At 64.2% G+C, this 14951-nt stretch carries 12 protein-coding genes; 8 read left to right on the plus strand and 4 right to left on the minus strand.

Going from position 1 to position 14951, the window contains the following annotated elements; genetic code table 11:
* Window positions 1-91 precede the first annotated feature (91 nt).
* From KI609_RS08070 to KI609_RS08075, 3 genes are read left to right on the plus strand one after another with little or no spacing between them, the layout of a single operon-like run.
* Window positions 92-1597 carry a circularly permuted type 2 ATP-grasp protein gene (locus KI609_RS08070; protein WP_226448883.1) on the plus strand — a complete coding sequence of 502 codons (1506 nt, stop codon included), beginning with the start codon at window positions 92-94 and terminating at the stop codon, window positions 1595-1597.
* 2 nt (window positions 1598-1599) lie between these two features.
* A complete protein-coding gene (locus KI609_RS22900; protein WP_264181375.1) occupies window positions 1600-1707 on the plus strand; it encodes an alpha-E domain-containing protein in 108 nt (35 codons plus the stop codon).
* Window positions 1701-2660 carry an alpha-E domain-containing protein gene (locus KI609_RS08075; protein WP_264181376.1) on the plus strand — a complete coding sequence of 320 codons (960 nt, stop codon included), beginning with the start codon at window positions 1701-1703 and terminating at the stop codon, window positions 2658-2660. The genes KI609_RS22900 and KI609_RS08075 overlap by 7 nt, the downstream gene beginning before the upstream one ends.
* Window positions 2661-2714: 54 nt before the next feature.
* On the opposite strand, the gene KI609_RS08080 is transcribed toward KI609_RS08075, so the two are convergent.
* Both KI609_RS08080 and KI609_RS08085 read right to left on the minus strand, forming a co-directional pair.
* A complete protein-coding gene (locus KI609_RS08080; protein WP_226450248.1) occupies window positions 2715-3017 on the minus strand; it encodes a VF530 family DNA-binding protein in 303 nt (100 codons plus the stop codon).
* 103 nt (window positions 3018-3120) lie between these two features.
* Window positions 3121-4038, minus strand: a complete 918-nt coding sequence (locus KI609_RS08085) for a LysR family transcriptional regulator (protein WP_226448886.1) — start codon at window positions 4036-4038, stop codon at window positions 3121-3123.
* 176 nt (window positions 4039-4214) lie between these two features.
* Between KI609_RS08085 and KI609_RS08090 the strand changes: the two genes are divergently transcribed.
* The 5 genes from KI609_RS08090 to KI609_RS08110 all read left to right on the plus strand — a co-directional run bounded on the left by KI609_RS08090 (window position 4215) and on the right by KI609_RS08110 (window position 13281).
* Complete coding sequence (locus tag KI609_RS08090) at window positions 4215-5102, plus strand: alpha/beta hydrolase (RefSeq protein ID WP_413463387.1); 888 nt, start codon at window positions 4215-4217, stop codon at window positions 5100-5102.
* 455 nt (window positions 5103-5557) lie between these two features.
* Window positions 5558-6811, plus strand: coding sequence for an efflux RND transporter periplasmic adaptor subunit (locus KI609_RS08095; RefSeq protein WP_226448888.1), 1254 nt, complete (start codon window positions 5558-5560; stop codon window positions 6809-6811).
* Window positions 6812-6839: 28 nt separating this feature from the next.
* Window positions 6840-10073, plus strand: a complete 3234-nt coding sequence (locus KI609_RS08100) for an efflux RND transporter permease subunit (protein WP_226448890.1) — start codon at window positions 6840-6842, stop codon at window positions 10071-10073.
* 109 nt (window positions 10074-10182) lie between these two features.
* A complete protein-coding gene (locus tag KI609_RS08105) occupies window positions 10183-11694 on the plus strand; it encodes an efflux transporter outer membrane subunit (RefSeq protein WP_226448892.1) in 1512 nt (503 codons plus the stop codon).
* A gap of 150 nt (window positions 11695-11844) precedes the next feature.
* On the plus strand, window positions 11845-13281 hold the full coding sequence (locus tag KI609_RS08110) for an NAD-dependent succinate-semialdehyde dehydrogenase (RefSeq protein ID WP_226448894.1): 1437 nt from the start codon (window positions 11845-11847) through the stop codon (window positions 13279-13281).
* Window positions 13282-13545: 264 nt separating this feature from the next.
* Here the strand turns inward: KI609_RS08110 and KI609_RS08115 are convergent, their stop codons facing one another.
* The gene (locus KI609_RS08115) at window positions 13546-14064 is read right to left on the minus strand and encodes a hypothetical protein (RefSeq protein ID WP_226448897.1); all 519 of its coding nucleotides are present in this window, start codon (window positions 14062-14064) and stop codon (window positions 13546-13548) included.
* A 77-nt stretch (window positions 14065-14141) separates the two neighbouring features.
* Complete coding sequence (locus KI609_RS08120; RefSeq protein WP_226448899.1) at window positions 14142-14387, minus strand: protein L; 246 nt, start codon at window positions 14385-14387, stop codon at window positions 14142-14144.
* Window positions 14388-14951: the final 564 nt, after the last annotated feature.

A 14951-nucleotide genomic window follows, 5' to 3' on the forward strand; every position in this document is an offset into this window, starting at 1 on the left:
TCGCGCGGGGCGTGCACGGCGCGGTGCCGTTGGAGGCGTGAAGAACCGGTCGGGCTCGCAACTTGCTATCCTGCACTCAGGAGGCCCGTTCATGCAGAAATTTGACGAGATGTACGCGATGCTGCCTTTTGACGGCAGTGATGTGCGTGAACACTACAAGCGCTATGCGCAGTGGTTGAGCAAACAACCCCCCGATGCGATGCAAGCCCGCAGGGCCGAGGCAGAGATGATCTTCCGGCGCGTCGGTATCACCTTTGCCGTGTACGGCGCCAAGGACGAGGGGGGGGCCGGGAACGAGCGGCTTATTCCGTTTGATCTGATCCCCCGCATCATTCCGTCGCACGAATGGTCCAGCATGCAGCGGGGGCTGGTGCAGCGGGTCACGGCGCTCAACCGGTTCATCCATGACGTGTACCACGGGCAAGACATCTTGCGCGCCGGTATCGTGCCTGCGGATCTCATTGTCAACAACGCGCAATACCGGCCCGAGATGGCGGGGGTACACGTGCCCAAAGACATCTACGCGCACATTGCCGGCATCGACATCGTGCGCGCCCCCAATGCGCAGGGTGCGGGCGAGTATTACGTGCTGGAGGACAACCTGCGTGTGCCCAGCGGCGTGAGCTACATGCTCGAAAACCGCAAGATGATGATGCGGCTGTTTCCCGACCTCTTCAACCAGCACAAGGTGGCGCCCGTGGCGCATTACCCCGACATGCTGCTCGACACCCTGCGCGCCAGCGCGCCCGCCACTGCCGATGAGCCCACCGTGGTGGTGCTCACGCCGGGCATGCACAACAGCGCGTATTTTGAACACGCCTTCCTGGCCCAGCAAATGGGCGTGGAACTGGTAGAAGGGCAGGATCTGCTGGTCAAGGACAAGTTCGTCTATATGCGCACCACGCGCGGCCTGCAGCGCGTCGATGTGATCTACCGCCGCGTGGACGACGACTTTCTTGACCCACAGGTTTTTCGCGCAGGTTCCACGCTGGGTTGCCACGGCTTGATGGAGGCGTACCGCGCAGGCAACGTCGGCATCTGCAATGCCGTGGGCACCGGCGTCGCAGACGACAAATCGGTGTACCCCTACGTGCCCGAGATGATTCGCTTTTATCTGGGTGAAGAGCCGATTCTCAAAAACGTGCCCACCTGGATGTGCCGCAAGCCAGACGATCTGCAGTATGTGCTTGCCCACTTGAAGGATCTGGTGGTCAAGGAAGTGCACGGCGCGGGGGGCTACGGCATGTTGATCGGCCCCGCCGCCACACACGCAGAGATCGAAGCCTTTCGCGCCGCGCTCATCGCCAACCCTGCGGGCTACATCGCGCAGCCCACGCTCAGCCTTTCAAGCTGCCCCACCTATGTCGATAGCGGCATCGCGCCGCGCCACATCGACCTGCGCCCCTTTGTTTTGAGCGGCCGTGAGGTGCAGATGGTGGCCGGTGGCCTCACGCGTGTTGCTCTGCAAGAAGGCTCTCTGGTGGTGAATTCTTCGCAAGGTGGGGGCACCAAGGACACCTGGGTCTTGGGCGATGCACAGGCCCAGCCCGTGCGGAATTCATCGCCGTCGCAAAGCCAAGCACAAGGGAGGTATTGACTATGCTGAGTCGCACTGCCGACCATTTGTTCTGGATGTCCCGCTATACCGAGCGCGCGCAGCGCGTGCGGAGTTTTCTGCCCTGCTTGCATAAGGAGGCTGCATGCTGAGTCGCACCGCCGATCATCTCTTCTGGATGTCCCGCTATACCGAGCGGGCAGAAAACACCGCAAGAATGCTCAATGTGAGCTACGAGACCTCGATGCTGCCCCAGGCTGCAGACGTGGCACAAAAAGGCTGGGAGGGCTTGCTGTCCATCAGCGAATTGATCCCCGCGTACACCGCGCGACACGGCGAGGTGACTCCCGCGCGCGTGCTGGAATTCATGGTGCGCGATGGTGAGAATCCGTCTTCCATCCTGTCGTGCTTGCGCGCCGCGCGCGAAAACGCGCGGGCCGTTCGTGGCGCGTTGACCACCGAGGTGTGGGAAACACAAAACCAGACTTGGCTGGAACTGCACCGCCAGCTTGAGGGTGACGCGTTCGAGCGCGATCCGGGGCAGTTTTTTGAATGGGTGAAATACCGCTCGCACCTGTCGCGCGGTGTGGTGCTGGGCACCATGCTTCAGGACGAAGCGTTTCACTTTCTGCGCCTGGGCACTTTTCTTGAGCGGGCCGACAACACCGCGCGTTTGCTGGACGTGAAGTTTCACGCGGTGGATCACGATTTTTTCGGCCGCCCCAGCGAACGCAACCAGGAGAGCGATTTCTACCACTGGAGCGCCATTTTGCGCAGCGTGTCAGCCTTCGAGGTCTATCGCAAGGTGTACCGCGACGTGATCACCCCCGAGCGTGTGGCGGACCTGCTGATCCTGCGCAAGGACATGCCGCGGTCGCTGCACGCCTGCATGCATGAGGTGGTGAACAACCTGGCGGTTGTGGCCAATGAACAGTCCTCAGAAACCAGCCGCAGGGCGGGGCGGCTGTTAGCCGATCTTCAGTACGGCAGCATCGACGAGATCCTCGCGACCGGGTTGCATGCGTTCCTCACGCAGTTTCTTGATCGTGTGAATGATCTGGGGGGCGGCATCAGCCGTGACTTTTTGGTGGCGGCTGACTATTGACGGCAGGCGGCCGGGTGTTGGCTCCATAAGAAGCGCGCCCATTGGGCGCGCTTCTTATTCCTGCGCGCTGCGTTTCTGATCGCGCAGCATGAAGAGATAAAGGCTTTCCACCTTGTCGCGCGCCCAGGGTGTCTTGCGCAAAAACTTCAGGCTGGAACCCACGCTGGGGTCGATTTGAAAGCACCGGATGGGGATCTGCTGCCCCAGTTCATCCCAGCCAAAGTAGTCTGCCAGCGCCACCACCATGGTCTCCAGGGTCACGCCGTGCAGCGGGTTGTGGCGCTGCTTGGCCGGTGGTGGGTTGGCGGGCGCCGGGGACTGGTGTGCGATTGGGGCGCCTTCAGCGCTCTCGGGCATGGGGGCGGGGGTGGGCTCGGTGGCAGCGGTCATGGACGTGAGCATAAAGCCCCTGGGCACTTGGGTGTGGGTGATGCCAGATGCTGCCGATAGGGCGCGTTGTTCAGGCCGCACGCTGCAGATGTGCGTCGCGTTGGAACAGCTCAGCCGCCCAGTCCACAAAGGCGCGCACCTTCGCGCTCAGGTGCCGGTTGGGGGGGTACACCACATATACGGGCAGCAGGGGTTGGCTCCATTCGGGCAGCAATTGCGTCAGCACGCCGCTTTTGAAGTGCCGCTCTGCCTGGTAGCTGGTGATCTGGCCAATTCCCAGGCCTGCCACGATGGCGGTCACGTAGGCGTTGCTCTCATTCACGCTCAGTTGGTAAGGCCCTGTTATATCGATGGACTCGTCACCCTTGCGGAATTCCAGCGGGTAGTGCCGCCCCGAGTGGGGTGAAAAATAGAGCAGGCTGGTGTGTTTTTCCTCGATCTCCAGCGGGTGGGCGGGCGTCCCCTTGCGTGCCAGATAGTCGGGCGAGGCCACCGTGATGAACTCCAGATTGCCAATGCGCCGCGCCACCAAAGATTGATCGCTGAGCTCGCCACCCCGGATCACGCAGTCCACGTTGTCGCCCAGGAGGTCCACGATGCGGTCGCTGACACCCAGGTCCAGCTGGATGTCGGGGTAACGTGCGTGAAATTCGGCCAGGTGCGGAATGATCAACAGCTGCGCCACCGATGTGCCCACATCAATCCGCAGTCGCCCGCGCGGGTTGGCGCGTGCGTTGGTCATGCTGGCCTCGATGTCGTCCAGATCGGTCAGCAGGCGCACCGTGCGGTCGTAGTAGGCCGCGCCGTCGGGCGTGACGGTCACGCGGCGCGTGGTGCGGTTCAGCAGCTTCACGCGCAGGCGCGCCTCCAGGGCCTGCACGTGTTTGGTCACGCTGGCCTTGGGCAGCGACAGCGAATCTGCTGCCCGTGTGAACGTGCCGGCCTCCACCACCCGCACGAATATGCGCATGGCCTGTATTTGGTCCATGGCTTCTCCTTGGTTCTGAAACGTCATCGCCCACCAGTGGGCGATGAAGAATTCTCACACGGACAGTGTGTTTTCATTGTTTAGCTTTTGGAAACACTGCAGTGGCGTTTGCCCCGTTTATCGGCAACGCGCAAACCACTACATTTCTTCCATCGTCAATTCACTGGGTACATGCCATGCAGCCCGACCGGCCGTCCTCGCAAGCTTCTTCGTCGCCGACCGCTGTAGCGTCCAGCAAGACCTCCAGCGCGGCTACGGCAACGTCTGTCTGCTCCGATTCCACCATTGAGGTGGCCACGGGGCAGGACGTGGCCGTGCGTATGTATGGTCGCAAGAAGACCGGGCTGCTGTCGCCGGTGGTGGTGCATTTCCACGGTGGCGCATTCACGACAGGGGGGTTGGACAACGGCCGTGTCGTGGCCTCGTTGCTGGAAGGGGTTGGCGCTGTGGTGGTGTCGGTGGCCTATCCGCTTACCCCGTTTCCGCAGCCTGTTGACACGGGGTATGACGTGCTCAAGTGGGCCTACCGCCATCGGAACAAGCTGGGGGGGCAGGGGGCCTTGGTGTATCTGGCGGGCGAAGAAGCCGGTGGCAATCTGGCTGCTGCTGTTGCGCTGATGGCGCGCGACCAGTGCCGTCCTCCGCTGGCAGGGCAGATTCTGCTGTCTCCCATGCTGGACCCTTGTGTGGGTACGGCCTCGCTGCGTGAGGCCACGGGCGAAACCACCGGCTGCAAATGGGCTGAGGGCTGGCGCAATTTTCTACGCTGCCCGCGCGATGCAGAGCACCCTTATGCGGTGCCCGGTGCAGCCCAGCGCCTGGCAGGCCTGCCGCCCACGTTGGTCTTGGTGGGGGACACCGACCCCATGCACGATGAGTCGCTGGCCTACGCCGCCCGCCTTGAAGCGGCGGGTCTGCGGGTCACGCGCCATGTTTTTGCCAAAGGCGGGCAGTGGCCCGATGCCTTGCAGGCGACGGGCTCGCATGAGTGCCCCTGTGCCGCAGGCGCGCAAGAGCAGTTTCGCCTGTTCTTTGAGGCAACCCGGTCTCCTGTGCCCTCCTGAGCCACCGCTGGCCGCAGAGAGCCACCAGCCCTGACGCGTGTCGGGGTTGAGCTTTGCTGTCTGAAGACAGCTTTAGTACCCAGTTTTCACTGCTGATTGATCCGGCCTGCCGTGCCGGAGGGGGATCTTTTGCCAACGTGTTTGTGCAAGCCGTGCGCCCGGATGAACAGCGCGGTGAGCGCGGCTGACTATTTCAACGATATGGAGGGAAAAAAACATGAAAACACTTAAAGCCATCACGGGCTGTGGCCCCGGTCACCAAGGCATTGCACGCAGAAACCACTGTTGACGCTCGCACGCGAATCCGAACCTGCAAACACCACAAGCGGCCGAGGTCGTCACCACCCATGCGCAGCGCTGGCCTGTGTGCGTTGATGCCTTTGTCCCTTGGGGTCTGCATCCCAAAAGATTTTCCAGACCGCCCCTAACGGCGGCCTTCACGATTCAAGATCATCATGAACTCTCCTCTTTTCTCCAACACCCGCACCTTCGGAGTGGCGACACTCGCCACTGCCGTGACGGCCGCCGTGGCTGCAGCGATCCTTGTCTTTCAGTCACCCTCGGCGCAGGCCACGGGTGCGGCTTCGCAGCCTCCGGCAATGCCTGTGTCGGTTGCTGCTGTGCTGCAAAAAGACATCTCCTTGTGGGATGAGTTTTCGGGCCGCCTGGAGGCCGTGCAGCGCGTGGACGTGCGCCCGCGCGTCTCGGGCGCCGTGCAGGCCGTGCATTTCCGCGAGGGCTCGCTGGTCAAGCAGGGCGATCTGCTGGTGACGGTGGACCCGGCCCCTTACGCCGCAGAGGTGGACCGCGCCGAGGCCCAGGTGGTCGCCGCGCAGGCCCGTGTGTCGTACACCCGCAGCGAAATGGAGCGTGCCACGCGCCTGCTCGAAGACAAAGCCATTGCCCAGCGCGAGCACGACGAGCGCCTGAATGCACAGCGTGAGGCCGATGCCAACCTGCGCGCAGCCCAGGCCGCGTTGCAGACCGCGAAGCTGAACCTCTCTTACACCCAGGTGCGCGCCCCCGTGGCGGGCCGCGTGGGCCGCATCGAAGTCACCGTGGGCAACCTGGTGGCGGCCGGTGCGGGCGCCCCCGTGCTGACCACGCTGGTGTCCGTGAGCCCCATCTACGCCAGTTTTGATACGGACGAGCAGATCGTGGTGAAGGCCCTCGCCGACCTGCAAAGCAGTCAGCGTGGCCATAGCGCGCGCCAGTTGATTGAGCGCATCCCCGTGCAGATGGGCACTGGCACCACGGGCGGCACGCCACACACCGGCCGTCTGCAGCTCATCGACAACCAGGTCGATGCCAAGAGCGGTACGGTGCGCGTGCGCGCCGTGTTCGACAACGAAGACGGTGCCCTCATGCCCGGCCAGTTCGCCCGCATCCGCATGGGCCAAGCGCGTGACACCCAGGCCCTGTTGATCAACGAGCGTGCCGTGGGCACCGACCAGAACAAGAAGTTCGTGATGGTGGTGGGCGAGGGCAACAAGGCCGAGTACCGCGAGGTCACCCTGGGCGCGCCGATTGACGGCCTGCGCGTGGTCACCTCGGGCCTCAAGGCCGGCGAGAACATCGTCGTCAACGGCCTGCAGCGCGTGCGTCCTGGCGCTGTGGTGGCACCGCAATCTGTGCCGATGACCGCCAAGGCCGAGATTGCGGGTGATCGCAAGGAAGCCAAGAACGCAGCCAAGTCGCCCGCCGCCTGAGCGCGCTGGACACCAGGAATTTGCATCCATGAACCTCTCCCGCTTTTTCATCGACCGCCCCATCTTTGCCGGGGTGCTGTCGGTGCTCATCTTCCTCGGGGGGCTCATCGCATTGCGCGGTCTGCCCATCTCCGAATACCCTGAAGTCGCGCCGCCCTCCGTGGTGGTGCGCGCACAGTACCCGGGCGCCAACCCCAAGGTGATCGCCGAGACCGTGGCCACGCCGCTGGAGGAATCCATCAACGGCGTGGAAGGCATGCTCTACATGGGCAGCCAGGCCACCACCGACGGCGTGATGACGCTGACCGTGACCTTTGCCCTGGGCACCGACCCTGACAAGGCCCAGCAGCTGGTGCAAAACCGCGTCTCGCAGGCCGAGCCGCGCTTGCCCGAGGAAGTGCGCCGCCTGGGCGTGACCACGGTGAAGAGCGCGCCGGACCTGACCATGGTGGTTCACCTGGTCTCGCCCAACAACCGCTACGACATCGACTACCTGCGCAACTACGCGGTGCTCAATGTGAAGGACCGTCTCGCCCGCATTGGTGGCGTGGGTCAGGTGCAGATCTTCGGCGGCGGCGACTACTCCATGCGCGTGTGGCTCGACCCGCAAAAGGTCGCGCAGCGCGGCCTCTCGGCCAGCGACGTAGTGACCGCCATCCGCGGCCAGAACGTGCAAGCTGCCGCGGGTGTTGTGGGTGCATCGCCCGGCCTGCCGGGCGTGGACCTGCAACTGTCCATCAACGCCCAGGGCCGTTTGCAGACCGAAGAAGAGTTCGGCGACATCATCGTCAAGACGGGCGCCGACGGCGCGGTGACGCGCCTGCGCGACATCGCCCGCCTGGAGTTGGGCGCGGCCGACTACTCGCTGCGCTCGCTGCTCAACAACGACCCTGCCGTGGGCATGGGCGTGTTCCAGGCGCCGGGCTCCAACGCGCTCGACATCTCGGCCAACGTGCGCGCCACCATGGACGAGATCCAGAAGAACATGCCCGAAGGCGTGGAGTACCGCATTGCGTACGACCCCACGCAGTTCGTGCGTGCCTCGATCAAATCCGTGATCCACACGCTGCTCGAAGCCATCGCCCTCGTGGTGCTGGTGGTGATCCTGTTCCTGCAGACCTGGCGCGCGTCCATCATCCCGCTGCTGGCTGTGCCGGTGTCGGTGGTGGGTACGTTTGCGGTGCTGCACCTGCTGGGCTTCTCGATCAACGCCTTGAGCCTGTTCGGCTTGGTGCTGGCCATCGGCATCGTGGTGGACGACGCCATCGTGGTGGTGGAGAACGTGGAGCGCAACATCGAGGCGGGATTGACCCCGCGCGAAGCCACCTACCGCGCCATGCGCGAAGTCTCCGGCCCCATCATTGCCATCGCACTGGTGCTGGTGGCGGTGTTCGTGCCGCTGGCTTTCATCAGCGGGCTCACGGGCCAGTTCTATCGCCAGTTTGCGGTGACCATCGCGATCTCCACGGTGATCTCGGCGATCAATTCGCTGACCCTGTCGCCCGCCCTGTCAGCACTGCTGCTCAAGGGCCACAACGAGCCCAAGGACGCGCTCACGCGCGGCATGGACAAAGTGTTTGGTGGCCTGTTCCGTGGCTTCAACCGCCTGTTCCACCGCGGCTCCGAGGCGTACAGCGGCGGTGTCAAACGCGTCATCGGCCGCAAGGCGCTGATGTTTGTGATCTATCTCGCGCTGGTGGGTGCCACCATGGGTCTGTTCAAGATCGTGCCCGGCGGCTTTGTGCCCGCGCAGGACAAGCAGTACCTCATCGGCTTTGCCCAGCTGCCTGACGGCGCCACGCTGGACCGCACCGAGAACGTGATCCGCCGCATGGGCGAGATCATGAAGGAGAACCCGAACGTCGAGGACGCGATTGCCTTCCCCGGCCTGTCGATCAACGGCTTCACCAACAGCTCCAACGCCGGCATCGTGTTCGCCACGCTCAAGCCCTTTGCCGAGCGCACACGCGCCGACCAGAGCGGCGGCGCCGTGGCCGGGCAGCTGAACCAGGCCTTTGGCAGCATTCAGGACGCGTTCATCGCCATGTTCCCGCCGCCCCCCGTGGCGGGCCTGGGCACCACGGGCGGCTTCAAGCTGCAGATCGAAGACCGTGCCTCGCTGGGCTACGAAGCCATGGACGGCGCCGTGAAGGCCTTCATGGCCAAGGCCTACCAGACGCCCGAGCTGGCGGGGTTGTTCACCAGCTGGCAGGTCAACGTGCCGCAGCTGTACGCCAACATCGACCGCACCAAGGCGCGCCAGCTCGGCGTGCCCGTGACGGACATCTTCGACACGCTGCAGATCTACCTGGGCAGCCTCTACGCCAACGACTTCAACCAGTTTGGCCGCACCTACAGCGTGCGCGTGCAGGCCGATGCGGCCTACCGTGCGCGGGCGGAAGACGTGGGCCTGCTCAAGGTGCGTTCCAGCACCGGCGAGATGGTGCCGCTGTCGGCGCTGATGAAGATGGAGCCGAGCTTCGGCCCCGAGCGTGCCATGCGCTACAACGGCTACTTGGCTGCCGATGTGAACGGCGGCCCTGCGCCCGGTTATTCATCGGGCCAGGCCCAGGCAGCCATCGAGCGCATCGCCAAGGAGACGCTGCCCCAGGGCATCACGTTCGAGTGGACCGAGCTGACCTACCAGGAAATTCTGGCCGGCAACTCTGCCGTGCTGGTGTTCCCACTGGCCATCCTGCTGGTGTTCCTGGTGTTGGCCGCGCAGTACGAAAGCCTCACGCTGCCCATCGCCATCATCCTGATCGTGCCCATGGGCATCCTGGCGGCCATGACCGGGGTGTGGCTGAGCAACGGCGACAACAACGTGTTCACGCAGATCGGGCTCATCGTGCTGGTGGGGCTGTCGGCCAAGAACGCGATTCTGATCGTGGAGTTTGCGCGCGAGCTGGAGTTTGCCGGGCGCACGCCCGTGCAGGCCGCCATCGAGGCCAGCCGTCTGCGATTGCGCCCCATCCTGATGACCTCGCTGGCGTTTGTGATGGGTGTGCTGCCCCTGGTGCTGTCCACCGGTGCAGGCGCCGAAATGCGCAGCGCCATGGGTGTGGCGGTGTTCTCCGGAATGATCGGGGTGACGGCTTTTGGCCTGTTCCTCACGCCCGTGTTCTACGTGCTGCTGCGCAAGCTGGCAGGCAACCGCCCGCTGGTGGAGCATGGCACGCATGTGGCCCCCATCTCGCACACCCCCGGCACCGGTGGCACCGCCCACCCCGTGCTGGCCGCGCCGCGCAAGGAGCACGAATGATGCCCCTGACCACGGTGACAACAACGACCTTTGTGGCCCTAGCCGCGCGCTCCGCGATGTCCGTGCTGCCGAGTGCAGCGCACGTATCGGCAGGGGCAGGAGAACAACCATGACCGATTTGCTATTGAAGAACAACTCCACCGACAGTGCTCTTGCAGTGCGCAAGCGCAGCCTGCTGGCGCCCCTGGCCGCTGCCCTGGTGCTGGCCGGTTGCATAACCCAGCCTGTGGCCCCCGCGCCGCATGCGGGCGTGCCCGTGCCCACCAGCTTCACGGCCGGTGGCGACGCGCTGCCCACGGCACCCTGGACGGTGGCCGCACCCGCCGAAGCGCAGCCGCGCGGCGAATGGTGGCTGGGCTTTCAAGACCCGGTGCTGGCCGACCTGGTGCAGCGTGCGGGCACGGCCAACACCAGCATCCAGCAGGCCGCTGCGCGGCTGGCCGAAGCGCGCACGCTGCTGCGCTCGGCCGACGCCGCGCGCTCGGTGCAAGTGGGCGCCTCGGCGGGCGTGACGCGCCAGGCGGGCGCTGCCACCACCGGCAGCGCGGCACCCGCCACGCTGGGCACGGCGGGGCTCAACGCCTCGTACGAGCTGGACCTGTTCGGCCGCCTTTCGCAAACCAGCGACGCAGCGCGGCTGGACGCCGACGCCCGCGAAGCCCTGCTGCAAAGCACGCGCCTGATGGTGCAGGCCGATGTGGCGCAAACCTACCTGCAGCTGCGCGCCGTGCAGGCCGAGCAGGTGCTGGTGCAAGAGAGTCTGGCCGCGTACCAGGACACCCTGCGCCTCACCCAGCGCCGCCTGCAGGCGGGCGACGTGGCCGAGCTGGACGTGGCCCGTGTGCAGACCGAGGTGGCCGCTACCGAGTCCGATGCCCTGGCCTTGCAGCGCCAGCAAGCCTTGCTGACCAACGCGCTGGCCGTGCTGGCGGGCGAGGTGGCCAGCGGCTTTGTGCTGCCGCCCGCGACGGGCGATGCCGCGTTGCCGGTGATCCCACCTGGCGTGCCTGGGACGGTGCTGGCGCGCCGGCCCGATGTGTCGGCCGCGCAAACTGCCGTGCTGGCCGCGCAAGCGCGCGTGGGCGTGGCGCAGAAGGCGTGGTTCCCGGCCGTCATGCTCACGGGCAACGCGGGGCATGCATCGCCTGAGCTGGGTGATTTGTTCAAGTGGTCGGCCCGTGCCTGGGGCGTGAGTGCGCTGCTGTCGCTGCCGATCTTTGACGGCGGCCAGCGCGATGCACAGATTGAGGGCGCCAAGGCCCGCCTGGAGGCTGCGCTGGCGGACCACCGGGGGCAGGTGCTCAATGCGTTTCGTGACGTGGAGGACCAGCTGACTTCGCTGCGTCTGCTGTCCGGCCAGGCCGAGGCGCAAGCACGTGCGGTGACGGCCGCGCGGCGGGCGACGCAGTTGTCGGATGCGCGGTATCGCAATGGGCTGGTGAGCCAGCTGGAGCTGTTGGACGCGCGCCGCAGCGAGTTGCGCAATCGGCGGCAGGAGTTGCAGGTGCGGACGGCGCAGTATGTGGCGACGGTGGGCCTCATCCGCGCGCTCGGCGGGGCGTGGGATGACGCACCCGTGCCGGTGGCCCTCGCCACCCCGCGCAGCGCGCCCCATCAATAACCGACATTGCAGGGCGGGGTTCAGACCTGCGCCAGCGGGCCACACCGGTGGCGCCTATAGTTCTGGGTGACCCATGGGGCCGGTGCCGCATTTTGCTGCGCCTTGCCCCATCTTCATTCCACCCCTCTTTCGATTTCAGGAGCGCATTGCATGACCTACCCAAGCACCCGTCTTTTTATCGCTGGCGAATGGCAGGACGCCGCCGACGGCAAGACCCTTGCTGTGTTCAACCCGTCAACGGGCAAAGAAATCGGCCGTGTGGCCCATGCCAGCAAGGCAGACCTGGACCTGGCGCTTGCCGCCGCACAAAAGGGCTTTGAAGCCTGGCGCGATATGCCCGCTGCCGAGCGCGCCAAGACCATGCGCCGCGCCGCCGCACTGATGCGCGAACGTGCCGAGGCCATCGCCGCCATCATGGTGCAAGAGCAGGGCAAGCCCCTGGCCGAAGCCAAGGTCGAGACCATGGCTTCGGCCGACATCATCGAATGGTTTGCCGACGAATCGCTGCGCGTGTACGGCCGCATCGTGCCCTCGCGCAACCTCAAGGCCACACAGATGGTGCTGAAGGACCCCGTGGGCCCCGTGGCCGCGTTCACGCCGTGGAACTTCCCCATCAACCAGGTGGTGCGCAAGGTGGCTGCCGCCCTGGCTGCTGGGTGTTCCATCCTCGTCAAGGCCGCAGAAGAAACCCCCGCCAGCCCCGCCGAGCTGATCCGCGCGTTTGCTGACGCGGGCGTGCCCGCAGGCACCGTGGGCCTGGTCTATGGCGACCCGGCCGAAATCTCCAGCTACCTGATCCCGCACCCGGTCATCCGCAAGGTCACGTTCACCGGCTCCACGCCCGTGGGCAAGCAGCTGGCCGCGCTGGCGGGCAAGCACATGAAGCGCGTGACCATGGAGCTGGGCGGCCACGCCCCGGTCATCGTGGCTGAAGACGCCGACCTGGAGCTGGCGATTCGCATCTCCAGTGGCGCCAAGTTCCGCAACGCAGGCCAGGTCTGCATCTCGCCCACGCGCTACCTCGTGCACGAAAGCATCCGCGCCGACTTCGTGGCGGCGTTTGCCCAATACGCCCAGGGCCTGAAGGTGGGCGACGGCCTGACTGCCGGCACGCAGATGGGCCCGCTGGCCAACCCCCGCCGCATCACCGCCATGGCCGACCTGATGGCCGACGCCGTGCAGCAGGGCGCCACGCTGGTCACGGGTGGCGAGCGCATCGGCAGCGAAGGCAACTTCTTCCAGCCCACGGTGCTGAACGACGTGCCCCTGTCGGCCCGCATCGTGAACGAAGAGCCCTTCGGCCCCGTGGCCGCGATTCGTGGCTTCGAAAAAATCGAAGACGCCATTGCCGAAGCCAACCGCCTGCCATTCGGTCTGGCCGGTTATGCCTTCACCAGCTCGCTGAAAAACGCACACCTGCTGGCCCAGCGGCTGGAAGTGGGCATGCTGTGGATCAACCAGGCGGCAGCCCCCGCCGCCGAGCTGCCATTCGGCGGCCTGAAGGATTCGGGCTATGGCTCTGAAGGTGGCTCTGAGGCGGTGGAGGCGCACCTGAACACGCGCCTGGTGTCGATCATGAACGTGTGATGGCGTAGCGGCAGGTGCCACTGGGCAGAGCGTGCAACGCGCGCTGCCCTTGGCGCTTGCGTTTGGCATCGACGATTCGCTGACTGGCTAGCGCCGTTTAGGTCGGCTCGTCGGCGGTTTCTTGCTGGTGGTCGGCTGCTTGCGGCCAATAGCAGCCGGTGGCGCTTAGGAAAAGCTGACACTCAACATTCGAGTTGAGGCAATGCCGTTGGGCCTCGCCTCGAACGAGGGGTTAGCGTCGATGGTGGTGACGCATGAGCGCTCTCACTTTGAGGCGCCCTTGGACGCGGCAGATGGTGGAAGCGAGGATTGCGCTTGTGTGCGCGTGCTTGGCACTGGTGTTGCAATGCTTTGCACTGGCGCTGACGCTGCTGCGGGTCTTTGAGGATCCAGAGTCACAGCTATCGGCAAGGGCGCACGTACTGGCACCGGCGTACTGGCTTCTACCTGAGTGGGTTTGTTCAATGCCCATTGATCCACCGACACTACGGCCTGAACGATGCCAGCAAGTAAGGCCACTACAGCGATGACGAGTGCGAGCCTGCTCTCTCGCTTCGCCTGCTGGTTCTGCTCCTCGCTCATGCGGACGATCAGGAGCGTTCGTACCGTCTCGCAGATTTGGGGGAAGCTCGCGGCGCCGAAATGCGTGAAGGCGTTTGGCCGCGACAGCATGACGGCGAAGCGTTCGAGTTCCTTCTTTGAGCTTCTCGATATGTCCCCACCGCCGAATAGATGGCTCAGTTCGAGGTATTCGGCTTCTGAGAACGAACGAGATGCGGCCATGTGGATCTTCGACGGCTAACGCCTAAATTAAGCGGCGGGCGAAGCCCGTCGGCTTGAATGCATTGTTGGGCCAATAGCTACTCGCCAGTTGTGTTGGTTCTTATATTCAACTTCCACCGAATTTTTCCTTGCGCCGCTGTGTGCTGATGGTGGTTTTGCGGCGGAAAAGGATCGTCGCTGTTTGAAGTGATTTCTCGCTTGCAGCCTTGACATATGTAGATGCCTGAAACTGGAACCTTGTCACCCGGTTCGTATGTGGTCGTCCACCATTCCTTGCTAGGCTCAATTTCTTTAAGAACAGAATGCTTGGCGTAACTAGACATGGCTTCCTCCTATTTAAGAATTTGTCTGCTTAAAGCCCAACGTGATGTATCCCGAAAACCTGCGGGATAAACTTGACCGTGCGAGATATTCTGGACACCGATTTCTCCCGGAAGTGGCTTGCAGCATAGGTTTTCAAGGGATGAAATGTTCAAACGTACAGGTATAAAAATTCCGTGAAACCCGGCACGCATCAACTCGGCAAACTATAGCTTGCCGTAGGAAGACACCGGGATTTCCAACAACCGCAGCGTGCAGCAAATCAACGGCAGCTTCCGGGTGGCGTTGTACAACGGCGCCTTTGGGCCCAAAACCGCCGTTGTACCAAGCGGCCCACCATTGCCGAATGGCTCCACAAACCGCATGCGTCTGCCTGACTCGCATCACCGCCCGCTTTCTCCACACGCTGTAGCACTTGCTCCGACCAGCTCGGCGTGAACGGATCTTTGCGGTTGCCCGCGTTTTTGTAGGTGGCTGCAAAAGGGCCGGTGTGCCTGCTGCCTGCTGCCTGCTGCCTGCTGCCTGCTGGAGCCTACTGGCGGGTTGCCTCCGTTTTATATGGTTTG

Origin of the sequence: Acidovorax radicis, assembly GCF_020510705.1 — a bacterium.
Classification (GTDB): domain Bacteria; phylum Pseudomonadota; class Gammaproteobacteria; order Burkholderiales; family Burkholderiaceae_C; genus Acidovorax; species Acidovorax radicis_A.

Coding starts and splice junctions, on each gene's coding strand:
- KI609_RS08080 (WP_226450248.1), bottom strand. CDS start 3,017: ATGCCCGAGAGCGCTGAAGGCGCCCCAATCGCACACCAGTCCCCGGCG.
- KI609_RS22900 (WP_264181375.1), top strand. CDS start 1,600: ATGCTGAGTCGCACTGCCGACCATTTGTTCTGGATGTCCCGCTATACC.
- KI609_RS08070 (WP_226448883.1), top strand. CDS start 92: ATGCAGAAATTTGACGAGATGTACGCGATGCTGCCTTTTGACGGCAGT.
- KI609_RS08075 (WP_264181376.1), top strand. CDS start 1,701: ATGCTGAGTCGCACCGCCGATCATCTCTTCTGGATGTCCCGCTATACC.
- KI609_RS08120 (WP_226448899.1), bottom strand. CDS start 14,387: ATGTCTAGTTACGCCAAGCATTCTGTTCTTAAAGAAATTGAGCCTAGC.
- KI609_RS08095 (WP_226448888.1), top strand. CDS start 5,558: ATGAACTCTCCTCTTTTCTCCAACACCCGCACCTTCGGAGTGGCGACA.
- KI609_RS08100 (WP_226448890.1), top strand. CDS start 6,840: ATGAACCTCTCCCGCTTTTTCATCGACCGCCCCATCTTTGCCGGGGTG.
- KI609_RS08110 (WP_226448894.1), top strand. CDS start 11,845: ATGACCTACCCAAGCACCCGTCTTTTTATCGCTGGCGAATGGCAGGAC.
- KI609_RS08085 (WP_226448886.1), bottom strand. CDS start 4,038: ATGGACCAAATACAGGCCATGCGCATATTCGTGCGGGTGGTGGAGGCC.
- KI609_RS08090 (WP_413463387.1), top strand. CDS start 4,215: ATGCAGCCCGACCGGCCGTCCTCGCAAGCTTCTTCGTCGCCGACCGCT.
- KI609_RS08115 (WP_226448897.1), bottom strand. CDS start 14,064: ATGGCCGCATCTCGTTCGTTCTCAGAAGCCGAATACCTCGAACTGAGC.
- KI609_RS08105 (WP_226448892.1), top strand. CDS start 10,183: ATGACCGATTTGCTATTGAAGAACAACTCCACCGACAGTGCTCTTGCA.